Origin of the sequence: Bradyrhizobium sp. SZCCHNS1022 (assembly GCF_032484835.1) — a bacterium.
GTDB lineage: Bacteria > Pseudomonadota > Alphaproteobacteria > Rhizobiales > Xanthobacteraceae > Bradyrhizobium.
Window position 1 is genome coordinate 493,251 of the sequence record NZ_JAUETT010000004.1, and the last position, 23,849, is coordinate 517,099.

The 23,849-nt window shown below is 64.2% G+C and carries 20 protein-coding genes and 1 pseudogene; 8 read left to right on the plus strand and 13 right to left on the minus strand.

Annotated elements, in window-relative coordinates:
• Positions 1 to 172: 172 nt before the first annotated feature.
• A complete protein-coding gene (locus QX071_RS25095) occupies positions 173 to 988 on the plus strand; it encodes a phytanoyl-CoA dioxygenase (RefSeq protein ID WP_315706036.1) in 816 nt (271 codons plus the stop codon).
• A gap of 12 nt (positions 989 to 1,000) precedes the next feature.
• Here the strand turns inward: QX071_RS25095 and QX071_RS25100 are convergent, their stop codons facing one another.
• The 8 genes from QX071_RS25100 to purB form a co-directional block, all read right to left on the minus strand.
• Positions 1,001 to 1,903 (minus strand): DMT family transporter, encoded by a 903-nt coding sequence (locus QX071_RS25100; RefSeq protein WP_315706035.1) that lies wholly within the window; start codon positions 1,901 to 1,903, stop codon positions 1,001 to 1,003.
• Positions 1,904 to 2,191: 288 nt separating this feature from the next.
• Entirely contained in the window at positions 2,192 to 3,364 is a 1,173-nt protein-coding gene (locus QX071_RS25105) for a M20 aminoacylase family protein (protein WP_315706034.1), read from the minus strand.
• Positions 3,365 to 3,493: 129 nt separating this feature from the next.
• Positions 3,494 to 3,703, minus strand: coding sequence for an MJ0042-type zinc finger domain-containing protein (locus QX071_RS25110; RefSeq protein WP_315706033.1), 210 nt, complete (start codon positions 3,701 to 3,703; stop codon positions 3,494 to 3,496).
• Positions 3,704 to 3,948: 245 nt separating this feature from the next.
• Positions 3,949 to 5,706, minus strand: a complete 1,758-nt coding sequence (locus QX071_RS25115) for a CHAD domain-containing protein (protein WP_315706032.1) — start codon at positions 5,704 to 5,706, stop codon at positions 3,949 to 3,951.
• A gap of 515 nt (positions 5,707 to 6,221) precedes the next feature.
• Positions 6,222 to 6,782 carry a cytochrome b gene (locus tag QX071_RS25120; RefSeq protein ID WP_315706031.1) on the minus strand — a complete coding sequence of 187 codons (561 nt, stop codon included), beginning with the start codon at positions 6,780 to 6,782 and terminating at the stop codon, positions 6,222 to 6,224.
• Between the two features lie 216 nt (positions 6,783 to 6,998).
• Entirely contained in the window at positions 6,999 to 7,877 is an 879-nt protein-coding gene (locus QX071_RS25125) for a polyphosphate kinase 2 family protein (RefSeq protein WP_315706030.1), read from the minus strand.
• Between the two features lie 15 nt (positions 7,878 to 7,892).
• Complete coding sequence (locus QX071_RS25130) at positions 7,893 to 10,493, minus strand: plasma-membrane proton-efflux P-type ATPase (protein WP_315706029.1); 2,601 nt, start codon at positions 10,491 to 10,493, stop codon at positions 7,893 to 7,895.
• 461 nt (positions 10,494 to 10,954) lie between these two features.
• Positions 10,955 to 12,262 (minus strand): adenylosuccinate lyase, encoded by a 1,308-nt coding sequence (gene purB / locus QX071_RS25135; RefSeq protein ID WP_315706028.1) that lies wholly within the window; start codon positions 12,260 to 12,262, stop codon positions 10,955 to 10,957.
• Positions 12,263 to 12,545: 283 nt separating this feature from the next.
• On the opposite strand from purB, the gene QX071_RS25140 reads away from it, so the two are divergent.
• Entirely contained in the window at positions 12,546 to 12,719 is a 174-nt protein-coding gene (locus tag QX071_RS25140; protein WP_315706027.1) for a hypothetical protein, read from the plus strand.
• Positions 12,716 to 13,309: a TetR family transcriptional regulator gene (locus QX071_RS25145; RefSeq protein WP_315706026.1), complete on the plus strand. Its 594-nt coding sequence runs from the start codon at positions 12,716 to 12,718 to the stop codon at positions 13,307 to 13,309. Before QX071_RS25140 ends, QX071_RS25145 begins: the two co-directional genes overlap by 4 nt.
• Before the next feature lie 36 nt (positions 13,310 to 13,345).
• Here QX071_RS25145 and QX071_RS25150 read toward each other — a convergent pair whose 3' ends face one another.
• From QX071_RS25150 to QX071_RS25160, 3 genes are all read right to left on the minus strand, one after another.
• On the minus strand, positions 13,346 to 14,566 hold the full coding sequence (locus QX071_RS25150) for an ABC transporter substrate-binding protein (RefSeq protein WP_315706025.1): 1,221 nt from the start codon (positions 14,564 to 14,566) through the stop codon (positions 13,346 to 13,348).
• 275 nt (positions 14,567 to 14,841) lie between these two features.
• Positions 14,842 to 15,489 (minus strand): response regulator transcription factor, encoded by a 648-nt coding sequence (locus QX071_RS25155; RefSeq protein ID WP_315706024.1) that lies wholly within the window; start codon positions 15,487 to 15,489, stop codon positions 14,842 to 14,844.
• Between the two features lie 17 nt (positions 15,490 to 15,506).
• The gene (locus QX071_RS25160; protein WP_315706023.1) at positions 15,507 to 16,865 is read right to left on the minus strand and encodes a histidine kinase; all 1,359 of its coding nucleotides are present in this window, start codon (positions 16,863 to 16,865) and stop codon (positions 15,507 to 15,509) included.
• A 208-nt stretch (positions 16,866 to 17,073) separates the two neighbouring features.
• On the opposite strand from QX071_RS25160, the gene QX071_RS25165 reads away from it, so the two are divergent.
• From QX071_RS25165 to QX071_RS25175, 3 genes are read left to right on the plus strand one after another with little or no spacing between them, the layout of a single operon-like run.
• A complete protein-coding gene (locus tag QX071_RS25165) occupies positions 17,074 to 17,826 on the plus strand; it encodes a MotA/TolQ/ExbB proton channel family protein (RefSeq protein ID WP_315706022.1) in 753 nt (250 codons plus the stop codon).
• Complete coding sequence (locus QX071_RS25170; protein ID WP_315706021.1) at positions 17,826 to 18,494, plus strand: hypothetical protein; 669 nt, start codon at positions 17,826 to 17,828, stop codon at positions 18,492 to 18,494. Before QX071_RS25165 ends, QX071_RS25170 begins: the two co-directional genes overlap by 1 nt.
• Positions 18,491 to 19,096, plus strand: coding sequence for a hypothetical protein (locus QX071_RS25175; RefSeq protein WP_315706020.1), 606 nt, complete (start codon positions 18,491 to 18,493; stop codon positions 19,094 to 19,096). The genes QX071_RS25170 and QX071_RS25175 overlap by 4 nt, the downstream gene beginning before the upstream one ends.
• Before the next feature lie 294 nt (positions 19,097 to 19,390).
• Here QX071_RS25175 and QX071_RS25180 read toward each other — a convergent pair whose 3' ends face one another.
• The gene (locus tag QX071_RS25180; protein ID WP_315706019.1) at positions 19,391 to 19,978 is read right to left on the minus strand and encodes a hypothetical protein; all 588 of its coding nucleotides are present in this window, start codon (positions 19,976 to 19,978) and stop codon (positions 19,391 to 19,393) included.
• Positions 19,979 to 20,173: 195 nt separating this feature from the next.
• Positions 20,174 to 20,515: pseudogene (locus tag QX071_RS25185) on the minus strand (DUF4424 family protein); the annotation flags it as partial.
• A 1,057-nt stretch (positions 20,516 to 21,572) separates the two neighbouring features.
• Between QX071_RS25185 and QX071_RS25190 the strand changes: the two are divergent.
• Both QX071_RS25190 and QX071_RS25195 read left to right on the plus strand, forming a co-directional pair.
• Positions 21,573 to 22,313 (plus strand): metallophosphoesterase family protein, encoded by a 741-nt coding sequence (locus QX071_RS25190; protein ID WP_315706018.1) that lies wholly within the window; start codon positions 21,573 to 21,575, stop codon positions 22,311 to 22,313.
• A 5-nt stretch (positions 22,314 to 22,318) separates the two neighbouring features.
• The gene (locus QX071_RS25195; protein WP_315706017.1) at positions 22,319 to 23,770 is read left to right on the plus strand and encodes a bifunctional serine/threonine-protein kinase/universal stress protein; all 1,452 of its coding nucleotides are present in this window, start codon (positions 22,319 to 22,321) and stop codon (positions 23,768 to 23,770) included.
• Positions 23,771 to 23,849 lie beyond the last annotated feature (79 nt).

The following is a 23,849-nucleotide window of genomic DNA, read 5'->3' on the forward strand; positions in this document are numbered from 1 at the left end:
CCCATATCGCCTCGGTCTTCTTCCTGAGACGCTGACGTCGGCGCCTGCGCGACGCAGGCGGTGCAGCGGCGCGGGGCCGATCGGCGTGCCTCGCGTCAGACCACATAGACCCGGCCCGCCGGTCGCTGCACAGCGACGGTGCTTGGCTTCGAGCGGTATGAGGATTCTCCATATGAATAGTGATGAGACCACGCGTGCGCTATCGTCTGCGCAGATCATGCAATTTGTTCGCGACGGCTTCATTCGTGTCGAGAACGCTTTTTCCAGCGAGCTCGCGGCTGTTTGCAGGGCGATCCTATGGCGCGATCTGCCTTGCGCGCCGGATGATCCGTCGAGCTGGACGCGTCCGGTGATCCGGCTCGGCTATTATGGCGACGAGCCGTTCGCTTGCGCGGTGAACAGCCCCGTGCTGCATGCGGCGTTCGATCAGCTGGTGGGCGTCGGACGCTGGCGGCCGCGCCACGACCTCGGCACCTTCCCGGTGCGGTTTCCACATGCTGACGATCCCGGCGATGCGGGCTGGCACATCGATGTCAGCTTTCCCGGGCCGAGCAGCAGCTGGGACGAACGGCGTGATTTCTCCGATTGGCGCGCCAACGTGACCTCGAAAGGGCGGGCGCTGTTGATGCTGTTCCTGTTCTCCGACATCGGCGAGGACGATGCCCCGACGAGGATCAAGCCCGGATCGCATCGCGACGTCGCACGATGTCTCGCACCGGCCGGAGACGGGGGGCTGTCGCTCGGCACGCTCGGTCAGTTCTGCGCGGGGCTGCGGCGGACCGAGGTGCTCGCCACCGGCAAAGCGGGCGATGTCTATCTCTGCCATCCGTTCCTGGTGCATGCGGCGCAGATGCATCGGGGCAGGGCGCCCCGCTTTCTGGCGCAGCCGCCGTTGCATCCGGCCGAGCCGCTGCGGCTGGACCGGCCGGATGAGGAGACGTCTCCGGTCGAGCGCGCGATCCGGGAGGCGCTGCGCGAGTCCGAATAGTGCGGTGACGGCTCACCCTGCCGGCACGATCTGGCGTGCCGGCAAGGTCATCGCGATGACGCCGATGAGCACGAAGGCGAGCCCGAGCCACGCCGTCGGCGACAGCTGCTCGCCCAGCGCGACGATGCCGATTGTGACCCCAATCGGCACCCGCAAGTAGGACTGTGCGGTGGCGCCGACCGAGCCGAGCGTCTGCAGGAGGCGGAAATAGATCACCAGCGCGAGCGCGGTTGAAAACACCGACAGGGCGAGCAGCGCGACGATCGACTGCCGCGAAGGCGCGAGCGTCCAGGGATGATCGACGAGGAGGGCGAGCGGGATGAGCACGGCGCTGCCGGATAGCAGCGAGCCGGCAGCGGGCAGCATCGGGTCGAAGCCCTTGAAGCTTTTGCCGACGATCGCGGCACCCGCATAGCAGACGGTGGCGGCGACGATCGCAAGCTGCGCCAGCAGCGCGTGACCGATCTCCGAAAGCGCTTGCACGCCGATGATCAGGCAGATGCCGATCAGCCCCGCCACCACGCCGACGAGCTTGCGCGGGCTCACCGGCTCATGATGCGTCACGCAAGCGGTCAGGAGGAAGGTGAAGATCGGCGAGGTCGAGTTCAGGATGGTGGCAAGGCCGGCGTCGGTCACCTGTTCGGCCCAGGCGATCAGCGTGAACGGCACCACGCTGTTGAGCCCGGCCTGGACCGCGAAGCGCCGCCACGTCGCGGCATCGCGTGGCCAGGCGACGCCGCGGGCGCGGATGAGACCTGCGAGCACAAGGCCCGCGATCAGCGTGCGCGCCGCGATCAACGTGACCGGCGGGATGGTCTCGACCCCGATCCGGATGAAGGTGTAGGACGCGCCCCACAGCGCGGAGAGCGCAAGCAGGAGCGCGAGCTCGCGCGGAAGGGAGGATTGGTCGGACATGGTCGTGGCGATCGTTGGCTGCGGTGGCCGAGCAATAGCCGCCCGTGCTGTCGCAACGCTTCGATGCCGATCGAATATTATCGGTGAGCACGCTTCCGCCTTGGCTCTTCGAGCTTCGGCGGACAAGTCGCTTTGCCCACCCTACCAAACTGTTTGTTCATCGTCATTGCGAGGAGCCGAAGGCGACGAAGCAATCCAGGCTTCCTTCGAAGGGGCTGGATTGCTTCGCTTCGCTCGCAATGACGGGCTGAGAGCGGCCGCCGTGACTTTGCTGAGCGATCAGTCCAACTAACCCGCCGGCATGCTCTTCTCGACCAGCCGCACCCAGTAGGAGGCGCCGTGGGTCAGGACGTCGTCGTTGAAGCGGTAGGCCGGGTGATGCAGTTCGGCGCCCTCGCCGATGCCGAGGAAGACGAATGCGCCGGGGCGCTCCTCCAGCATGAAGGCGAAATCCTCGCCGCCCATCCGCGGCAGGGCCTGGTCGTTGACGCGCTCGGGACCGGCGATGTCACGGGCGACATCGGCCGCGAACGCCGCCTGCCGCGCATGGTTCATCGTCACCGGATACATCCGCGTGTAGATGGTCTCGGCTGAGCCGCCATAGGCCCGCGCGGTGGCATCGGCAACTTCGGCGATGCGCCGCTCGACGAGATCGCGGATCTCCGGATCGAGCGTGCGCACCGTGCCCTTCATCTCCACCGTCTCGGGGATGACGTTGAAGGTGGTGCCGCCGTGGAAGGCGCAGATCGAGATCACGGCTGATTTCAGCGGATCGACGTTGCGCGCCACGATCGACTGCAGCGCGCCGACGATCTGGGCACCGATCAGGATGCTGTCGACCGCCTTGTGCGGGCCGGCGCCGCCATGGCCGCCCTTGCCGGTGACCTTGATCTCGATCGCATCGGCGGAGGCGAGCATCGCGCCCGGTGAGAGCGTGAAATGGCCTGCCGGCAGGCCGGGCATGTTGTGCATGCCATAGACTTCCTGGATGCCCCAGCGCGTCATCAACCCGTCGTCGATCATGGCCTTGCCGCCGGCGCCGCCTTCCTCGGCCGGCTGGAAGATCACGATCACGGTGCCGTCGAAATTGCGGGTCTCGGCGAGATGCTTGGCGGCGCCGAGCAGCATCGTGGTGTGGCCGTCATGGCCGCAGGCATGCATCACGCCGGGCGTTTTCGACGCATAGGGAACGCCGGAGGTCTCCAAGATCGGCAGCGCGTCCATATCGGCACGCAGGCCGATGGTGCGGCCGGAGGCGGTGTTGCGGCCGCGGATCACGCCGACCACGCCGGTGCGGCCGATCCCGGTCACCACCTCGTCGCAGCCGAAGGCGCGCAGCTTGTCGGCGACGATGCTGGCGGTGCGATGCACCTCGTAGAGCAACTCGGGATGTTCATGGAAATCGTGGCGCCAGGCGGCCATGTCGTCGGCGAGCGCGGCGATGCTGTTGATGATGGGCACGAGAGAAACAACTCACTGTCTGGACGGAGAAGCGCGCAAGAGCGCGCGTTCGAATGCGCCGGCCAACTATGACCCGGCGTCCCAGACGATGCAAGTTTCAGACCGCGCGGCTGTGCCGGAAGCGGGGCCTCAGGCGGGTGAAGGCGGCGTCACCCGCGGATATTTGTTCTCGGGCGGAATGATCAGCCGCAGCGCTCGCAGCCGCGGTTCCCGCCAGTCCATGATCAAGGCCCCGCAGACCGCACATTCGGCGCGTTCCGGCGTTGCCGCCGCCGACAGCGATTCCGCGACCTCGTAAGAGGCTCCGCAATTCGGACAGCTCACGCTGAAGATTTTCATCGCCATCGTCTCCGGTTCCGACGTTCGCGCCACCTCGCGGCGTCTGCGTTCTGCGAACTTCGGAATCATAGCGGCACGAACAGATCATTTGATCCTCGTGCGGCATCGAATTCGAAAGTTCCGCTGAAGCGCGGGCTGGCAGCTGATAGGAACCTCAACTTCGCCGCGCGCGCATTGAACTCGATCAATGTGCGGATGAACAATTGGCGATTCAGCCGCAGCAGATGGCAGCGCCGTTGCGGCGGTCAGGACGCCGCGTCGTCCGACCAGGGCGTCGTGGCGTGTTTGAAGCTGCGCCACGCCTTGCGCAGGGGCCCTTCGACCCCGAGCATGGCATGGGCCTGCCAGCCGGTGATCGCGGCGGCGGCGATTGCGCCGTCGGTCGATTCCATGCCGAGCCCGGACAAGAGGCCCGCGGTCACGGCCATGTCGTTGTAGTGGCCGAGTTGCTCCTGCAGGCCGGCGAGCTTCTCGGAATATTTCTTGGTGGCTTTGCGCTCGGCGAAGAAGGGCAGCAGGAAATCGACGCTGTAGCGCAGCTTCTTCAAGGCGAGGCGCACCCTGTGGCGCTGCTCCGGCGGCAGCGATTTGAAATGCCGTCCGCGCTTCAGCAACTTCTGATGCCGCTCCGACAGGATATGGCCGGCGAAGCCGATCGCAGGCTCGGCCAATTGCCCGAGCGTCTCCGGCGAGACGTCGCTGCGCCAGCCGCGGCTCTCGATCCATTCGCCGAGGCCGAGCAGGAAGATCGCGCAGCGCCGCTCGGACAGCGCGTGGCGCAGCCTGCGATAGCCGAGACTGCGCTGCCGCTCGGCGAGCTCGCGCAAGCTGTCGAACCCCGCCACGGTGGGGCAGTTTTCGGCGATGGCGGGCAGGGTGGAGGTCAGGAACACGTCCCAGTCGCGCGCCGCGGAGAGACTTTGCGCGAGCCATCTCGCATCCGCAAGCAGGCCGGCGAGCCTGCCGTTGCCGCCGACCGAATGCATCAGATGCAGCGCCGCGCGCAGCCGGCGCAGCGACACGCGCAGCTGGTGCACGCCTTCCGGATCGCGGCCGTCTTCGGCCGCCGGCACCGCCTGGAGCAGATGGTGGAAGCAGCCGCGCAGGATGATGGCGAAGGTCTCGTCGAGCGACACCGCCGGATCGAAATGCAGCTTGCGCGGCTTCTCCGCGCCCGGTGGTTCGTCCGCGGCAAGGTCATAGCCGCGCGCCGACTTGCTGCGGATCGATGGACGCAGCCGGTCGTGCTCGGCGAGCCGGAGCGCGATCTCGTAGATCGCCGCGGTGCTGCCGCTCTTCAACTCCAGCTCGATCTCGCTGACCGGCAGGCTGCGCTCGCCTGCGATCAGCGCGCCATGATCGAACGCGATCTCGACCGTGCCGGACGGCAGCTCGATGATGCGCTGGTGACGATGGACGTCGGTCACGAACACGGTCTCGAGCGGGGCGGCTTGCAGTTCCTCCCGCAACTCTTCCGGAATGAGCGGCGTCGCCAGCGCGAGGTCCGGCGCGAGCGAGGGCACCGTGGCCTCCCATTCGGCGCGGCGCAGCGGATCGCCGGTGCGCTGCGCCTTCACCGTTTGCACGAAGCGCGCGCCACTCTGGCGCACCCGCAGGCTCAGGCCATTGCGCCACAGCGTGCGCTCCGGCGTGTCGTAATAGACCGATTTCAGATGCTTGCGCGCGCCCCTGTTGCGCGCATGCGCCGCGATGATCGCCGCGTTGTTGAAGCCCGCCAGCTGATCCGCATCGACCAGCAGCTTGAGCTCGATCTCGCTGCCGGGAGCAGCGACATTCGGCCGCACGACATCGGTGGACGTTGGAGATGTTGCCGCATCCGGCGTCGTTGTGTCGGTCGCCGCCGCTGCAGTAGCCGTGTTGTCCTGTTTCACCGCAGCGATATCCGTGTCGGCCGCAGCACCGTTTGGGCGCGGAGGACTATCAGGTCCGGGAGCAGCACGCAGGCTGTCGCGGACCGATGCTGTCGCATCAGAATCCGGCATGCTCAGTCTGTAACAGTTTGATGACAATCGCCCATAGCTATAGTCGATATGCCTGCAAAGTAACAGAAGAAAACCTTGCAGCGGATGACAGCTGCAATGCAGGGTGTATCCTCGCGAGGTGGCGCGCTTTTTGCTAACTGCTTCAGCGCGATAGGCTGGAGCCCGCGGCTCACTTGCGAGCGAATGGCGCGAATGCGTGCAGGCACAATGCACAGCAGGCCCATCAAAATCCTGTGCCGAGCCGGCTCTTCGCCCTTGCTCGGGCCTTGCGCATGCACGGAACCCGACCTCGCCTTCGGAGATTTCATCTCGGAACGCATGCGCCGGATCTCACGTGCATGTCCTCGGATCGCACGGAGTCGGGAATGACGAGTGGAGCGGAGGCGAGCGTCACCGATCGGCCGAATGCGGGCAACTCGTCACCTTCACGCCGGCGCGCTTTTCGGTGCGGCCGACGGCGATCAATGTGTTCGTGCCAGCTCACGCAATCATGATCGGCGGCACGAGGCCAATCATCACAGCGCGCGCCGTCTGCGTGCGCCGGGCCACATCCGCGCCAGCGTCTCGTCCTGCTTGATCAGCGCATGCCAGAGCGTCGCCGCAACATGCAGGGCAACCACGGCATAGACGAAGTAGGCGAGGGTACCGTGCGCGATCTCGCCGGCATGCGCGATCTCTTTGTCGCCGGCGAACAGGCGCGGCCAGCTGAAGGTGCCGAAATATTTCAGCGAGTAGCCGCCGGCGGAGGAGAACATGTAGCCGGTGACCGGCATCGCGAACAGGATGAGATAGAGCGCCCAGTGATTGAGGCGGCTGGCGAGCCGCACCAGCGGCCCGAACGATGTCGGCTCGGGCGGCGCCGTTGTTGCCGCGCGCACCATTACCCTCAGGATGGCAAGGACAAACAGCGTCACGCCGAGCGACTTGTGCAGCTCCAGGAGTTCGCGCCTGGGCGAAGTGCCCGGCGGCTGCAGCCCGCAATAGAGTCCGATCAGCATGGCCGCGATGAACAGCGCCGCGGTGGCCCAATGTATCCAGCGCAGCAACGGATTGTAGGCGGCGGTCTCCGACGTCATGGCATCCTCAACATGAATGAGTCTGCGCGGAGCCATAATGCGCCGGCAGCGACAAGTCGAAGTGTCAGAGGTCGACGAGGCGTCGTCGGACAACCTGTCGCAGGTGTTCTGCCGTCACATTCGGGTGATCACGTCGGGCCGCGAGGTGAGCCGGTCAAGGGACTGCACCATGCGCTTGCCTTGGTCTTCCTTGGAATGTCTGCACCGCCGATCCGCTCAGCCCACTTTGGCGTTCTTCTTCGCTCGATGCCCTTCGCCGGGTTTTCCTTCGGCCGCCGCCGCATGGTATTTCCGGCGGATCTCCGCGATGTCGACGCGCGCCGGCGGCAACTTCAACCCCATCTCGTTGATGGTATCGCTGACGATCTGCGAGATCGCGAGGTTGCGGAACCATTTGTGATTCGATGGAATGACATACCAGGGCGCCTGCTTGGAGCTCGTCGCCGCCATCGCATCTTCATAAGCCTCGATGTATTGCGGCCACAGCTCGCGTTCTGAATAGTCGCTTTCACTGATCTTCCAGTGGCGGGACGGATCGTCGAGCCGCTGCTTGAAGCGGGCCAGTTGCTCCTCCGGGCTGATGTGGAGGTAGAACTTCAGTATGGTGGTGCCGTTCTGGGACAGCATCGACTCGAAGTCGTTGATGAGGTCATAGCGCTTTGACCAGACCGATTCCGGGACCAGCTTATGGACCCGTACGACGAGAACATCCTCGTAGTAGGACCGGTTGAACACCACCACTTCGCCCTTGCCCGGCGTTCGCAGGTGGGCACGCCAGAGGAAGTCGTGAGCGGCCTCGTCTCTGCTCGGCTGCTTGAATCCGAACACGGACGTTCCTTGCGGATTCATTCCGCTGAACAAGTGTCGAATGACACCATCCTTGCCCGCCGCATCCAGCGCCTGCAACACCACCAGCAGGGATTTGTTGCCATCGGCGTAAAGCAGATATTGCAATTTATCCATGCTCTCGACATGGGCCTGGATCTCGGGGAGCGCCTTCTCATGCGACTCGTGTTTCCCGGTGTAGGACGCATCGATTTTCGACAGGCGCGGCTTCTCACCGCGCTCGACTGCAAACTTCTTGCGATAATCCATGTTGCTGCTCCAGATTTACGCGGCCGCGTGCGACCGCAACGGCTGGTTCACAATGCTGGCGCTGCTGACCTGCCGGGAGGTCCGGTAGCTTGCGAAGCGCTCGGTGATCAATCGGACACCGCCCAGCACGAACATCCAGGCGAGGCTGTACGCCCACACCCACCCGATCAGGGACCAGCTGATTGCGGGAACGAGCCAGCCGAAGCGGCACATCAGCATCGCCAGCAATTGGGTCGCCACGATCGCGCCGATCAGCGGCATCGCCGGGAATGGCGGCGTAAAGAACCAGCGCTCGGTGCGGGTCACGAACAGCAGCAAATGGCCGCCCACGACGAGCTGCAGGAACAGGATGGTCTGCAGCTGCCCCGCGGTTGCCACTCCAAAATACGGCTGCAAGTGAGGATGCGAAAGCACCCTGGTGCCGATCAACAGCAGGCCAAACGATTCGATGATGGAAAACAATCCCAGCACCGCCGCTACCCCAAGCAGCCGAGGCATCTGCCAGCGGATCGGCTTTTCGCTCACCGCCGTGTTGTCGTAGGCGATGGTCATGATCGGCACGTCGTCGAGTAGCGACATGATGACGATCATGACGGCGGTCAGCGGCGCGAAGTCGAGAAAGATGGTGGACAGCACGACCAGGAACATGATGTCCATCGTCAACGCGACCCGGTAGATCGTATAGCTCGTGATCCGTCCGAAGATACGTCGCGCCTCGTCGATCGCGTTATTGATCACCGACAGGCCGGGGGCGGTGAGGATCAGGGCGGCGGCGCCGCGCGCCGCGTCGGTCGCGCCGGAGACGGCCGTGCCGCAATCGGCTTGCTTCAGCGCGGGTGCGTCGTTGACGCCGTCTCCTGTCATGGCGACGAGGTGGCCGCGTGCCTGCAGTGCCTTCACGATCGCGTATTTGTGTTCCGGGAAGACGCGCGCGAACCCGTCGGCCCGTTCAATCGCGTCGGCGATGTCCGGCGGCACGTTGTTCGGATCCATATTTTTCGGAAACGCATCGGCCGCCGGGATGATGTGTGTGCCCATGCCGAGCTGCCGTGCGGTCTCGATCGCAATCGCGGTGTCGTCGCCCGTCACCATCTTGACACGCACGCCTTTTGCGTTCGCCAGGTCGATCGTAGCCTTTGAATCGTCGCGTGGCGGATCGAACATCGGCAGAATGCCGAGCAGCGACCAGCTCTTGCCTCCGTCTTCGGAGCGAGCCACGCCGAGGGCCCGCGACCCCTTTGCGGCAAGGTCGTCCACGGTTCTCTTAACTTGCTGCACGATGTCAGCAGAGGGGCTCGCGACCTCGACGATGACCTGCGGCGCTCCCTTTGTTACGACGAGCGTCTTCCCCTGGCCGTCGACGATCGTCGCCTCGGTTCGCTTGGTCACCGGGTCGAACGGAACAAATTTCACCTGCCTGCAGGATTTCAGACGGCGCTGATCCCTCAGGGCGCCGATTACTGCGGTATCGATCGCGTCGGCATCTTCGATCTTCGAGGCCAGTGCTGCGGCTAAAATGCAGTCCTGACCATCGCTGGCGGAAAACAGGATTGGTTCGCCGAGGGTGAGCTGGTTCTTGGTCAGGGTTCCCGTCTTGTCGGAGCACAAGATGTCGACCCCGGCCATTTCCTCGATCGCGGAGAGCTTGGAGACGATTGCCTTTTCCTTCGACAGGGCGAGGGCGCCGAGGGCCATCGTAATGGAGAACACGGCGGGCATGGCGACGGGAATCGAGGCCGCCAGCAAGACCAGCACGAACTGCAAGATCCGAAGCGCGTCGGCCAGCCCCCAATCGTCGGCGATCACGATGTCATGGTAGACCCTGACCGAGATCATGATCAGGGCCAAGGTCACCGCGACCACGATGAGAAAGTTCCCGATTTCAAACATCGCCTTTTGCGCGTGGCTGATTGCGCCCGCTCGAGCGACCAACTGCGCGGTCCGGCCGAAGAAGGTGTTGGCGCCGGTCGCTATAACGACCCCTTGCATCTCCCCCTGCTTGACCACGCTGCCGGAATAGGCCTCGTCTCCGACCTTCTTCGTCACCGGCAGGGATTCTCCGGTCAGCGCCGCCTGATCGATTGACGCATAGTCTCCGCCGATGAGGCGAAGGTCGGCGGGAACGATGATGCCCAGCCGCACATTGACGACATCGCCCGGAACGAGCGTGGCGGCTTGGATCGTCTGCCACTTGCCATCGCGCAGCGCCGTCGCTTTCGGAGCAAGACCTTTCTTGAGGGCGGCCAACGCGTTGGAAGCCTTGTGATCCTGCCAGAACTCCAATCCGGCGTTGAAGATCAACAGGCCGCCAATGATCGTAAAGTCGTCCCAATGACCGATGATGGCCGAGACGATCGCTGCCGCCTCGATCATGTAAGCGATCGGCCCCGTGAAATATTTGAGGACGCGGCGCGCTAGGCTGGGTTCCTTTTCGACGATGGCATTGGGGCCATATTGGGCAAGCCGCTTCTGGGCCTCGGCGCTGCTGAGTCCTCGGCTCGATTGAACCCCGAGCGCCGTCAACACGTTTTCAATCGGCGCTTTTTCGAGATCGTCTGCGGGATTCGCCATAACCACGGACGGTGAGTCAGTCGACTGCAAAGCGAGGGTGGGCATGAACTCCTCCGCCGTTCCAGTGTCAGGCCGCTGCCGGCAATTTCAATCCTATGATCTCAACCCGATTTTTCGTCGCAAAATATCACATCCTGAATGCAACTTCAGGTTTTGAGTACTTGCCTTGACTTGTGTCAAGTCCCTCTGGATGCCGGCTTCCTGTTTTGCATGCCTTATTGCCTGTGCAGATCGACTGCGGAGGGATGATCTTGAGGCAGGAAGTTGCGGCAGCGCAAACAGCAGTTAGTACCGCTGCGTCGGTCCGCTACGTCATCAATTTCGGAGAGCCAATTGCGCCGTGAACGATGACCTGCGCGACGGCGACGCCAAGCTCGATGCGCGCCGGCTCGCACAGGAGGCGCAATGCCGGCGGCCGTTCAAGGTCAGGCAATACAATTGTGAGGACGCAGGCTGGGCCGCGTCTGATTCGTCGTCCAAGCAGGGCGTTGTGCGAGGAAGAGGCCTCACGCTTCCCCGAACACGCGCCTGAAGATCGTGTCGACGTGCTTCAGGTGATAGCCGAGGTCGAACTGCTCGTCGATGTCCGCGTCGGTGAGATATTTCTTCACGTCGGCGTCGTTCTTCAGCAGCGTCTTGAAGTCGCCTTCGCCACGCCAGACCGGCATGGCGTTGCGCTGCACGAGCTTGTAGGCGTCCTCGCGGCTGGCGCCCTTCTGTGTGAGCGCGATCAGCACGCGCTGCGAGTGCACGAGGCCGCCGAGCTTGTCGAGGTTCTTCGCCATGTTGGCGGGGTAGACCAGCAGCTTCTCGATCAGCCCGGCGAGCCGCACCAGCGCAAAATCGAGCGTCACGGTCGCATCGGGGCCGATCATCCTCTCGACCGAGGAGTGCGAAATGTCGCGCTCATGCCAGAGCACGACGTCCTCGAGGGCCGGCGTCACGTAGGCGCGCACCATGCGCGACAGCCCGGTGAGGTTCTCCGACAGCACCGGATTGCGCTTGTGCGGCATTGCGGAGGAGCCCTTCTGCCCTTCGGAGAAGAACTCCTCGGCTTCCAGCACTTCGGTGCGCTGCAGATGCCGGATCTCGGTGGCGAGCCGTTCGACGGAGGAGGCGATCACGCCGAGCGTCGCAAAATACATCGCGTGGCGGTCGCGCGGGATGACTTGCGTCGAGATCGGCTCAGGCGTGAGGCCCATCGCCTTCGCGACGTGCTCTTCCACCCGCGGATCGATCTGCGCGAAGGTGCCGACGGCGCCCGAGATCGCGCAGGTCGCGATCTCCTTGCGCGCGGCGACCAGCCGGTCACGGGCGCGGGAGAATTCGGCATAGGCGTAAGCAAGCTTCAGCCCGAACGTGACCGGCTCGGCGTGGATGCCATGGGAGCGGCCGATGCTCGGCGTCACCTTGTGCTCGAAGGCACGCTTTTTCAACGCGGCCAGCAGGCGGTCGAGGTCGGCGAGCAGGAGGTCGGCGGCACGGGTGAGCTGGACGTTGAGGCAGGTGTCGAGGACGTCCGACGACGTCATGCCCTGGTGCACGAAGCGCGCCTCGGGGCCGACGATCTCGGCGAGATGGGTCAGGAAGGCGATGACGTCATGCTTGGTCTCGCGCTCGATCTCGTCGATCCGCGCGACGTCGAAGGTCGCGTCCTTGGCCTTGGCCCAGATGGTCTTGGCGGCCTCTTTGGGGATCACACCCAATTCCGCCAGCGCGTCCGCCGCATGTGCCTCGATCTCGAACCAGATCTTGAACCGGGTCTGCGGCTCCCAGATCGCGGCCATTTCGGGACGGGTATAGCGGGGGATCATCGCAAGCTCTCCAGAGAGGCCAGCGGGGCCGTTCAGGCACTCCCGCCGGATTGTTTTTACGCCGCGCTTTAGCAGAGCAGGTTTGGCGAGACAAATACGGCGGTCCAAAGAGGAGAGGAAAGACCTCTTCGTATCATAATACCATTATGCCGAAAATCGAGTAACAGATATTGAAATCTGTCAGCGTGAGATGCTATATCAGCTTCCCAAGATGCCGTCATCGGTGTCACCCGCGCCTGCTGGCCATCGACCAGCGGTCAAGGGAGCTGCAAGGACCTCCTCGATGAAGATTGCAAAGCTTTTTCCCAATTCACAATTCGAGCATTGGCTCAATGAGCAGGTGGCCCGTCACCTGGAAGCTCAGGCCGCGACGTTCCGGCCGGCACATCGCCAGGAAATACCGGACTTGAGCCAGGTCGAGGCCTATCCGGCAAAAGAGGACATGGTGCGCGCATGAACGAGGCCGTGGTTCTGACATCCGAGCGAATCCTCGAAGTGACCGAGGATGTGCTGCGCCGCTATGGGCTCGCCAAGGCCACCGTGGTGGACGTGGCGCGGGCGCTCGATGTCAGCCACGGTAGCGTCTACCGGCACTTTCCGAGCAAGGCCTCGCTGCGCGAGGCGGTGGCGAAGCGCTGGCTCGATCGCGTCAGCGTCCCCTTGGCGCAGATCACTGCGGAGCCGGGGCCGGCGCCCCTGAAGCTGGAGCGCTGGCTGCGAGAGCTGGTCGACGCCAAATGCAGGCGGGTGTCTGAAGATCCCGAGATGTTCACGACCTACCTGACCTTGGCGCGCGAGGCGTGCAAAGTCGTGAAGGGGCATAAGGAGCAACTGGTCGCCCAGGTCGAGCAGATCCTGTCCGAGGGGGTCGAGCAGGGCACGTTCCGGATCGACGACGTCAAAGCTACAGCCGGCGCGATCTTCGATGCCACCAGCCGTTTCCATCATCCGGCCCATGCTGACGAATGGAAGGATCCGGCGATCAAGGGCCGGTTGGACGCCGTGCTGACGCTCGTGCTCCGTGGCCTGGAGGCTGCGCCACACTGAATTCAGTTTCACCGGCCGAAGCCACAGCCGCACGGATCAATCCGTGACAATCGGTCCGAAGGCCTCCCATCGATCGCCCGTGAAGCGCATCATCCGGAACTCCTTGACCACACGATAGTCGGTCGGGCTGGTGTTGACGGAGAGCCCCGGGAGCAGCAGATCAAGTTTCACGTTTTTCAGGCTCGTCGCTTGCGCCATGACATTCTCGCGCGAGAGATTGTCGCCGCATTGCTTCAAAACCTGCACGAGCAGCTCGGCGGCGCTATAGCCGTAGACCGTGAAGACGCTTTTCCGGTCGCCTCCCGGATAATAGCCGTCCATGAAGGCGCTCCATCGCTTCATGCCTTCGTCATCACGCCAGGTCGGATCTGTGGCCTCCTTGAACGAGCTCGCGGAGATGATGCCCTCTGCGTTCTCGATGCCCGCGGGGCTTAGGACCGCGTCGATCGAGGACGAGCCGACGCCAAGGAGGTGAACGGGTTTCCAGCCAAGCTCTGCCATCTTTCTGATGACCTGGGCCGCGAATTTCGAGGCGGCCATGTTGATGAGGACGGCGACACCGGCCGCCTTGAGGCGCACGACCTGTGAGTCGACGGTCGGGTCCGTCACATCGTATGAAGCGCTACTGACGATGAGGTCGGCTGCCCTTGCGCCGAGCGCGTCCTTCAACCCGGTCAGATAGTCCTTGCCGCTCTCATCGTTCTGATAGAGCAGGCCGATCCTGGCATTCGGATAGTTATCGAGGATGAATCGCGCGTAGACGCGAATCTCCGTGCGCAGATTGGGAGCAAATCCCATCGTCCAGGGGAAATTGACCGGATCCTCGAAACGGGTCGACCGGCCTGCCACGAAGAGCTGAGGGATCTTGCGGTCATTGAGATATTTCTGAACCGCAATGTTCGAGGCGTTGCCGAGCGTCTCGAATGTGAACAACACCTCGTCGCTCTCTATGAGTTTCCGGACCTGCTCCACGGTCTTGGAAGGCGCCGCCGCATCGTCGTAGGAAATCAACGTGATCTTGCGTCCATTGATTCCGCCGAGATCATTGATCATGCGGAAATAGGCTGCCTGCACCTTGCCGATCACCGAGGCTGCCGAAAGTGGACCGCTATAGGGCATCGTCTGGCCGATCTTGATCTCAGCATCACTTGCGCCTTGACCATGTTGGCGGTCACCTGCGAGCAAAGGGGGCGTGACGAGAAGTCCGATAGCAAGGATTGCCGCTCTGGCAGCATTCGTGTGCAAGCCCTTACGCATCGCCGCAGCTCTCATCGCCGGAACAGCGCCCCTGGATACGGCGCCGTTCCCGAGGTGGATGCTCTTTCGCGAGCTGAGAGCGAACCCATCACGCAGCCAGGCGGAAAAGCTGTTCGGCCGGATTTGAACAGAGAGGATTAACGCAGTCCAACGAACCTCGCCCGCAATGCACCGGGAAATCTTCCTGATGTTCGGCCGGCCTAGGATCTGGACCAACCAGCCGCGTGACGTCGCGCACGGCTTCACACCATAAGAATGCGCCGACCACCTCGAAGCTACAGCTCGGTCAATCCGCTGGCGACGGCGAGCCGGACCAGTTGCGCATCCGTCTGCGCGCCGGTCTTGGCCTTGACCAGATAGTGGTAGTTCTGGACCGTCTTGACGCTGAGATGCAGGTTGGCGGCAATCTGCTCCGTGGTCAGGCCTGAGGCGAACTGGCGCAGAATCTCGATCTCGCGATCACCGAGCCGCTCCAGCGTCGTCTGCACGCCGTCGAGATTGTCGGCCGCGAGCACATGGGCGACGTCGTCGCTCAGCGCTCGTCCGCCGCTGACGACGCTGCGGATCGCCCGGACCAGGGCCGCGGGCTCGCTGCTCTTGGTGACATAGCCGCTGGCGCCCGCGTTGAAAGCCGCTTTCACCAGCGGCGCTTCGCCATGCATGCTGAACACCAGGATGCGGGCATGGCCGTCACGCGCGCGGATGTTACGGATCGCCTCGATGCCGCTCGCGCCCTTCATCGAAATATCCATCACGACCACGTCGGGCGCGTGCGCCTTGAAGGCGGCATAGGCGCCAGCCGCGCTGTCGGCCTCGGCGGTGACCTTGAAGCCGTCCTGACTCTCGAGCACCCGCCGATAGCCCTGGCGGACCACCGGATGGTCGTCCACCAGCAGAATGGAGATGGCCGCGGGCTCCGCCATCGCGCCTGTGCTCCGCCTCAGGCTGCGAGCGGGATGGTCGCGGCCACGCTAAGCCCGCGCGCCGCTGATACGATCGAGAGCGAACCGCCGACCGCCGCGATCCGCTCGCGGATGCCGGTCAGGCCGAAACCGCTGGATTGCGCGAGCGGCGCCGCATCGCCGCCGCCGTCGTCCTCGATGCAGATCAGCAGCGCGCCATCGGGGCCGCTGCGCCGCTCGACCTTGAGCGAGATCTCGCTGGCGGTGGCGTGGCGCAACGCATTGGTCAGGCATTCCTGGGCCACGCGATAGGCGGTGACGGCGACGGGGCCCTGGATGTCGGCGAGATCGCCTTGCAGATCGAGCCGGATGGTCGGCCGCGCCGCGTGCTGACAATTCTCGGTCAACGCGATCAACCCGGCTTCGAGGCCGAGCTCCTCGGCGAGCGGCCGGCGCAACCGGCTCAGCGTGCCGCGCAGGCAGGCCATCAGATGGGTGACGGCCTGCGTGATCATGCGCGCATCCTGCGCGACGCGCTTGTGTTGCGGCGCGCTTTCCGCCTCGATCGTGCTGGCGAAGGCCAGGATCGCGGTGAGGTTCTGTCCGAACTCGTCGTGCAGCTCGCGCGCCAAGGCGCGCCGTTCGTCGTCCCGGATATCGAGCAACCGCTCGGTCAGGGCGGCGCGCTGCTCGGTCGCCTGTGCCAGCCGGTTGCCGAGCTCGGTGACGGCTTGGCCGATCATCGCAAGCTCCATGGAGCGGAAGCGCGGCAGGGCGGGGCGGTGCTCGCCGTCGGCCATGCGCTGCAGCGCCGCGACGATCGCCCGCGCCGGCGCCAGCGCATGCGCAATCGCCAGCGAGGCGAGCAGGCCGATCGCAAGCGCCATGGCGAGCGCGACGCCAAAACTGTCCTGGATCCGCTGCCAGGCGAGCTGGATCGCCGCATCGGGATCGGCGATGGCCGATACCGTCCCGGCCGTCGTGCTGCGCGCGCTGATCGATTGTGCGACTGCGGCATGGTCGCCAAGCAGTGTCTGCACAGTGGCGGCGAACCAGTGCGGCGGCGCCTGGCCCAATCCCTTGCTCTGGCCGCAAAGCGGCTTCTCGAAGGCGGCCTGCGGCTGGAACTGAACGCAGATGCCCGGCGCAATCAGCTTCATGGTCTCGATGGTGCGCCATTCCGGCACGGGCAGCAGATGCTCGCTCCGCCTGCTGCTGCGCAGCAACAGCTCGCGCCAATACAGCGCTTCCAACGCCTGCGACACTCGGTCAGCAGTGGCTGCGGTGGCGCGGTCGACACTGCGATAGGCATCGATCGTGACCCACACCGCCGCGGTGGCTAGGCACAGCACGACGATCAGGGCCAGGCGGGCGATGAGCTGGAGCACGAGGCGCATGCGATCCCTCCACCTTGGTTCTGCCGAGCGTAACACATCGGCGGCACCCGCCAAGCGAAAGCGCCGCAGCAAGGCGAATTTGGGAAATTTGCCCAGCCGCTTCAGGGCATATCTCTTTGGACGGCGTCCGGCCGCTCTGCTTAACTCGCGCCGACGGTTCGCGCGGAAGAATGCGAACGGGACATCGTAGCGGAGGGAGTCCGAGAGCATGAGTGCGGTCAGCAGCGCCGAGATTGCCCCCCCTGTGACCGACAGCGCGGAGCGCGGGCCGCTCCTGTTGTGGATGATCTTCACCGGGCTTTCCATCTTCGCCGCGGTGCTGCTCTGGCGCTATGGCATGATCCATCAGATGCTGTCCTCGGACCGCACCTATATTTCGAGCGTGGTCGTCGTTCTCTACGGCCTCACCTGCGTCCACTGCTTCTGGCGGACCCGCGCGATCGCGCGTGAAGCGGACGCAGCCCGGCGCTGCCGCGCGATCCTCACCACGGGCGATGCCGCCAAGGTGCTCGACGGCAATGCACGCGCGCTTCCCGCGGGCCTGGTGAGCGATCACATCAGAAGCCTCGTCACCAAGGCGGCCACGCAAGCGGGCGGGCGCATCGATCAGACGCTACTGCTCCGCACGCTGGCCGATCGGCTGCGCGGCTCCAACGGCTTCGGCGGCTTCGCTTCCGATACGCTGATGAAGCTCGGCCTGCTCGGCACCATCATCGGATTCATCATCATGCTGGCGCCGATCGCAGGTCTCGACGTCTCCGACAAGCTGGCGATGAAATCGTCGATGGGGCTGATGAGCGACGGCATGGCGATCGCGATGTACACGACGCTCGCGGGGCTGGTCGGCTCGATCCTGGTCCGCATCCAATACTACATGCTGGATGCCGCGACCCAGCGCGTGTTCTCCGACGCCGTGATGCTGACCGAGACCAGGGTCACGCCGCTGCTGGAGCGTCCGTGATGATGGACGATTTCGGACTCTATCCGCGCGACGAGCAGTTCGATCCGTTCAGCGTGATGCTGTTCAAGGCGCTGCAGATCGTCGCGTTCTTTTTCTTCATCGCGGTGCTCGCGATCTCGCCCGACGCCAAGGACGGCAAGATCGACACCAAGGCCGAATTCATCATCACCCTGGACTGGCCCGACAATCATCCCGATGATCTCGACCTGTTCGTGCAGGACCCGCTGGGCAACATCGCCTGGTATCGGCATCGCGAGGCCGGTTTCCTCACCCTCGACCGCGACGATCGCGGTGGCGCCAACGATTTCATCCTGGTCAACGGCATGAAGATCCCGTCGCCGATCCGCGAGGAGATCGTGACGGTGCGCGGCATCGTCGCCGGCGAATACACCGTCAACGTCTCGCACTTCCAGGCGGTGGCGGGAACGCCGGTGGATGCGATGGTGAAGGTGCAGAAGCTCAATCCGAAGGCGCAGGTCATCTTCGACGACAAGGTGACGCTCGACCATACCGGCGACGAGAAGACGGCAGTTCGCTTCCGCCTCGACGCCGAGGGCAAGGTGGTCGATGTGCAGCGCCGACCGAAATCGCTGCTCGAGACTTTTCGCAATGTCCGCGCCAACGGCGCCGACATCGATCCGAAAACGGGCGTGAGGATGTTGCGGTGACGAACCTGCAGAGCGTGATCTTGATCCTGTCGGTGTGCTACGCGCTGATCGGCGCGCTGCTGCTGCTCGTCCTGGTCTATGCCCGCCTGCCGTGGCCGGCCAAGGCCATCGCCGTGGTCGTGACCAGCGCCTTCTATGTCGGCAGCTTCATCGGGGCGCGCGGCTTGCTCGGGTGGGCCAGCATCGACGCGCTGCCGGCGCGCTTCAAGCTGTTGCAGGCGCGGATCGTCGAGCCGCATAGCCTGGATGGCGATCCCGGCTCGATCTATCTCTGGGTCGAGAGGCTCGACGAGGACAACCGGCCGAGCGGGGTGCCGCGGGCCTATCGGCTGCCCTACACCGACGGGCTGGCCGGCAAGGCCCAGCATGCCTCCGACCAGATCGCGAGCGGCCATCCGCAGGGCGGCCGTGCCGCCGATTTCGGCACCGGCGAGGGCGGCATCATCGATGCCGCACGCGAATACATCCTGCCCAAGACCATCATCCAGACCGCGGGCGGCGATCCCTCGACCGGCGAGTTCAAGGCGGCGCAGCAGGCCGGCGACGGCGTCTCGTTCACGCCGCTCTTGCCACCGCGCATGCCGCCGAAGGACGAGCAGTAGGGGGCTGCATTCGTATCCCCTGCGAACCGAGGGGCGAGACGAGCAAAGCTCGCTTAGGCGGATCAGCTTCTTCGCGGTGAAACCTCAAATCCTCATGGTGAGGAGCGTCGCGCTCGCGACGCGTCTCGAACCATGAGGCCACGAAGCGCGTAGCCCGGACGAGCGGAGCGATATCCGGGTCTCGGTCCCGCATATTGCTCCGCTCATGCGGCTACGCCTGCTGCTTCAGGCGAGTTTTACACAGCATTACCGTAATTCCCGGCTATGCGGGCCGGCCGGGTAACCCAGGACTGGTCAGATTGTCGGGGCCTGCCGTCCGGCGGCGATGTTGACGACCGCCCTCGATAACCTGCCGTACATACCGATCTGCCTGCCGGCGAACTTCGTCGCGACGTCGAGGATATCGAGGGGCGAGCGCGTCGCGGCGAGGCTGGCGGCGAAGTTGAGATTGTCCCGCGTGATCTCCATGAACAGCGCTTGGCAGGCCTCGATACCCGCGATTGCTCCCAAGGGTCCATTCAAGGGGCTGTCCACCTTTGGACCGGCCGGCCTCGCTTCGCCTGTGGCGGCGTGTACCGATTCCTTGGCTTCCGCCAGAGCTTCGACAGGAAGGACGACGTCCGGTTTCGGCTCGGCGAGATGAGGGGGGAGCGCCGGCTTGGATTCGAGTTCGGCAGGTGGGACCGGCGGCAGTTTTTCAATCTCCTGGCCTGGGAGTTCCGGCAGCCTCGTTGCGATGTCGGGAGCCGCCCGGAGTTCCTCGCCGTCCGAGCCTGTGAGGTCGGGGGCCGGGACGGCGCGCTTCGGCGTCGATGCGGGCTTGGCGACGCCCTTCGTCCCAGCGTCCGGTTTGCGGGACTTAGTCGATTTGCGCTTGCTCATTCGGGGCACTCCTGTGCGGCGTTGCCGGATCGTGAGGCCAGTCCAACTCGGACCAAGCTCGTCGTCAGGCAATTGGTTCCCAAGCTGCTTTCCTTGTATGCGATAGCCCCGCCCCCAGGAGCCCGCAAGAGGCGAGGGAGCACATTGCACTCTCGATCCGGCTTCCAGCCTCATAGGCTTAAGGAAAGTTGCGGCTCACACCAGCCCGCTGGGAGAGTCGCGCCGTCGGGACGCGACGGCTTCGTCATCATTGGCGTCGGAAATCGCATTCAGGCGGCGGAGCGCATCAACGACTCGCCGATCGCTGTTGCTATAGACTGGGGCGATGAGATCAATGCCCAGACGCCTAAGCTCGCCGGTGATTTCGCCGCCCTCGGCGAACGCGCGCACCTCCTCATCCGGCTTGATCTCCCTACCATCGATCCAGACTTGAAACCCGATGAAGTTCGCGTCTTGCCTGAACGGAATGTTGAAGGGTCTGTAGTAGTAGGCGTCGGCCTGATTCAGATCCGGCAGCGGAAAAGCAACCTCCGTCGTGTTTGATTGTGTGTTTCGCGTGCATCAATGGCGGGGTTTGGCCCAAGCTCGGTCGCTATCAGAGCGTCGCCGACATCAAGAAGCCTCTTCGATCGATTTGACTGAACTTCCCGAGATTTGGATTACCGTGTGAGCGCAGTAAGCCGCTGGCGGTGGATTAATTTCGCAAATCCTTTCAACGCGATCGGCACCATCCAGCCCACCCGCTAAAAAGATCGCTTTCTTTTTTTCAGAAATTGTGATTGTATGCCGCCATCCCGCCTCGTTGAGAGGGGCGTTGCGCGCGATCGTCACGACACGTGAGGCGGGGATGCGATGGACGTTTTGGTGGCGCCAGACGAGCGCGATCAGGCGGACGTGAAGTCGTGTGGTCCTGGCACCCCGATGCTGGTGTCAACTTCGTGATGATGCTTTGCGTCACACGGGGGACGGTGGCCAAAAAGCCCGGTGCACCGAGGAGAGCACGATATAAGCGTTAAAACCGTCGCGCGGGGAATGCCGGATGTTCGGCTGAACCTGTGGTGACTGCCGCCTGCTTTTTTTGCTGCAGGCGGGCCATGGGTTGCGGCCAGCGCCCGGCATTCCCCGCGCCCTCTCGCTTTTCGACAGGGCACAACGATCGCAGAGCTCGGGCGTGATCCGCCGCGAGAAGGCGCGGTCATGTGGCCACCCCAACAGTCCCTCGCAAGCGCAGGGCGATCGCATATGTCCGAAGATGGTTCTCAACGGCAAAAAGGTGCCAATTGGGTTACTCGTCATGCACGGGCTTGTCCCGCGCATCCACGTCTTTCTTCGGGGCTAGCGAAGTCGTGGATGGCCGGGTCAAGCCCGGCCATGACGATCAGGAGGCATTGGTGCCGATCGGCCAAATCTTCATATGCGGTCGCCCCGCCCGCAAGCGGGGGAGGGAGCGCATCGTCGGTGCGGAGGCGGCACATGCGGCCACGGTCTTGGATCGGAACAATGCCTCCGAAAACGCCTTGCTCCGGCTCAACTTATTTGATGTTGCTCAACTCCCGTGCGAAGGGCGCGGTTAGAGTGGAGGAGGAGGAAGCGGGTGCTCTTGGCGTTTTTCTCGGACATCCACGCCAACCGGCAGGCATTCGATGCGTGCCTGAAGGCGGCGCGCGCCCGCGGCGCCGAGCGCTTGATCTGTCTCGGCGACATCGTCGGCTATGGCGCCGATCCCGAATGGTCGGTCGACGCCGTGATGGAGATGGTCGAACAGGGTGGGCTCGCCGTGCGCGGCAATCATGACAATGCGGTGGCCGTCAGCAGCGAAAACATGAACGCCGAGGCGCAAGCGGCGATCGAATGGACGCGCGGCCGGCTCAGCGCCGCGCAGCGCCGCTTTCTCGCCGAACTGCCGCTGATGGCCCAGGACGACGACCGGCTCTACGTGCATTCGGAAGCCTCGAGCCCGTCGCGCTGGCGCTACGTGCAATCGACCTCCGACGCCGCGCGCTGCATGATCGCGACCGACGCCCAGGTGACCTTCTGCGGCCACATCCATCGTCCCGCGCTGTATTCGATGTCGGTGACCGCCAAGATGACGAGTTTCACTCCGACCGCGAACGTGCCGGTGCAGCTCCTGCGCGGCCGGCAGTGGCTGGCGGTGGCCGGCTCGGTCGGCCAGCCGCGCGACGGCGATCCGGCGGCCGCGTTCATGACCTTCGAGACCAGGACGCGCGAGATCACCTATTGCCGCGTGCCTTATGATGTCGAAACAGCGGCGCAGCGCATCCGCGCCAACGGGCTGCCGCCCTGGCTCGCCGAGCGGCTTGCGATCGGACGGTAAGCGCGATGCCGAAATCCGCAGTCCAACCCGGCGCAGTCATCGATGGCTTCACCATCGGCGAATGCGTGCATTCCGGTGGCATGGCGACGCTCTGGAGCGTGAGCCATCCCGGCATCGACCGGCCGCTCCTGATGAAGGTTCCACGCGTCGCGGAGGGTGAAGACCCCGCTGCGATCGTCAGCTTCGAGATGGAGCAGATGATCCTGCCTCGGCTGTCGGGACCGCATGTGCCAGCCTGTTTCGGCACCGGCGATTTCACTGCCCAAGCCTATGTCGTGATCGAGCGCATTCCGGGCGAGACGCTCTACCAGCGGCTGCCGGAACTGCCGTTGCCTTACGAGGAGGCGCGGGTCCTGGTCGCAAAGATCGCGACCGCGCTCGCCGACCTGCACGGCCAGCACGTGATCCATCACGACATCAAGCCGTCGAGCATCATGTTCCGGTCCTCGGGCGAAGCGGTGCTGATCGATTACGGCCTGTCGTGCCACCGGCATCTGCCCGACCTCCTGCAGGAGGAATTCCGGCTGCCTTACGGCACCGCGCCCTACATGCCGCCGGAGCGGCTGATGGGCGTGCGCTCCGATCCGCGCAGCGATCTGTTCTCGCTCGGGGTGCTGCTCTATTTCTTCACCACCGGCGTGCGGCCGTTCGGCGAGACCGAGACCCTTCGCGGCATGCGGCGCAGGCTGTGGCGCGACCCGCACCCGCCGCGGCAGCTCAGAAGTGACTATCCGCCATGGCTGCAGGAAATCGTGCTGCGCTGCCTGGAGATCGAGCCGGTGTGGCGCTATCCGACCGCCTCGCAGCTTGCCTTCGATCTCGGCCATCCCGATCAGGTGAAGCTGACGACACGCTCGGAGAAGACCAGACGCGATCCACTGACCACGGTGTGGCGGCGCAGGTTCAATCAGGGGCTGATGCAACCGGAAGCCAAATCCGACGTCCAGGTGCAACTCGCGACCAGTCCGATCGTTGCGATTGCGATTGACGTCTCCGAAGGCACGGACGAGCTCAATGGCGCGTTGCGGGTCACCACCGAACGCATCCTGGCGACACTGCCATCGGCGCGGCTCGCTTGCGTCAACGTGCTGAAGCTCGGCCGCATCAGCATCGACCGTACCCTCGATGAGCAGGGCAACAACAAACATATCGACCGCATGGTGGCGCTGAAACATTGGGCCTCACCATTCAAGCTCGATGCGAGCCGGCTCACCGTGCATGTGCTGGAGGCGATCGATCCGGCCACCGCGATCCTTGAATTCGCTGAAGTGAACCACGTCGATCATATCATTATCGGCGCGCGGCAGGATTCGGTGCTGCGCGCGCTGCTCGGCAGCGTCTCCGCCAAGGTCGCCGCGGAAGCCAGATGCACGGTCACCGTGGTGCGCCCACCGCGCCTCGCTGGGCGGGGCGAGCCGTCAACTGATCAAACGGTAACCCAGGCCGAAGCCTCCTAGCCGATCGAGGACGAATTTGCCGGTGCAGGGCCGCAAAATGAGGCGCGGCTGCGTTGATTTTCATGAGTTCCCCCGCCAA

What these genes read in the sequence shown, in the direction of transcription:
- QX071_RS25115 (WP_315706032.1), bottom strand. Translation starts at nt 5,706, where the DNA reads ATGCCGGATTCTGATGCGACAGCATCGGTCCGCGACAGCCTGCGTGCT.
- QX071_RS25125 (WP_315706030.1), bottom strand. Translation starts at nt 7,877, where the DNA reads ATGGATTATCGCAAGAAGTTTGCAGTCGAGCGCGGTGAGAAGCCGCGC.
- QX071_RS25130 (WP_315706029.1), bottom strand. Translation starts at nt 10,493, where the DNA reads ATGCCCACCCTCGCTTTGCAGTCGACTGACTCACCGTCCGTGGTTATG.
- QX071_RS25160 (WP_315706023.1), bottom strand. Translation starts at nt 16,865, where the DNA reads ATGCGCCTCGTGCTCCAGCTCATCGCCCGCCTGGCCCTGATCGTCGTG.
- purB (WP_315706028.1), bottom strand. Translation starts at nt 12,262, where the DNA reads ATGATCCCCCGCTATACCCGTCCCGAAATGGCCGCGATCTGGGAGCCG.
- QX071_RS25110 (WP_315706033.1), bottom strand. Translation starts at nt 3,703, where the DNA reads ATGAAAATCTTCAGCGTGAGCTGTCCGAATTGCGGAGCCTCTTACGAG.
- QX071_RS25155 (WP_315706024.1), bottom strand. Translation starts at nt 15,489, where the DNA reads ATGGCGGAGCCCGCGGCCATCTCCATTCTGCTGGTGGACGACCATCCG.
- QX071_RS25140 (WP_315706027.1), top strand. Translation starts at nt 12,546, where the DNA reads ATGAAGATTGCAAAGCTTTTTCCCAATTCACAATTCGAGCATTGGCTC.
- QX071_RS25195 (WP_315706017.1), top strand. Translation starts at nt 22,319, where the DNA reads ATGCCGAAATCCGCAGTCCAACCCGGCGCAGTCATCGATGGCTTCACC.
- QX071_RS25150 (WP_315706025.1), bottom strand. Translation starts at nt 14,566, where the DNA reads ATGCGTAAGGGCTTGCACACGAATGCTGCCAGAGCGGCAATCCTTGCT.
- QX071_RS25170 (WP_315706021.1), top strand. Translation starts at nt 17,826, where the DNA reads ATGATGGACGATTTCGGACTCTATCCGCGCGACGAGCAGTTCGATCCG.
- QX071_RS25165 (WP_315706022.1), top strand. Translation starts at nt 17,074, where the DNA reads ATGAGTGCGGTCAGCAGCGCCGAGATTGCCCCCCCTGTGACCGACAGC.
- QX071_RS25095 (WP_315706036.1), top strand. Translation starts at nt 173, where the DNA reads ATGAATAGTGATGAGACCACGCGTGCGCTATCGTCTGCGCAGATCATG.
- QX071_RS25180 (WP_315706019.1), bottom strand. Translation starts at nt 19,978, where the DNA reads ATGAGCAAGCGCAAATCGACTAAGTCCCGCAAACCGGACGCTGGGACG.
- QX071_RS25100 (WP_315706035.1), bottom strand. Translation starts at nt 1,903, where the DNA reads ATGTCCGACCAATCCTCCCTTCCGCGCGAGCTCGCGCTCCTGCTTGCG.
- QX071_RS25145 (WP_315706026.1), top strand. Translation starts at nt 12,716, where the DNA reads ATGAACGAGGCCGTGGTTCTGACATCCGAGCGAATCCTCGAAGTGACC.
- QX071_RS25120 (WP_315706031.1), bottom strand. Translation starts at nt 6,782, where the DNA reads ATGACGTCGGAGACCGCCGCCTACAATCCGTTGCTGCGCTGGATACAT.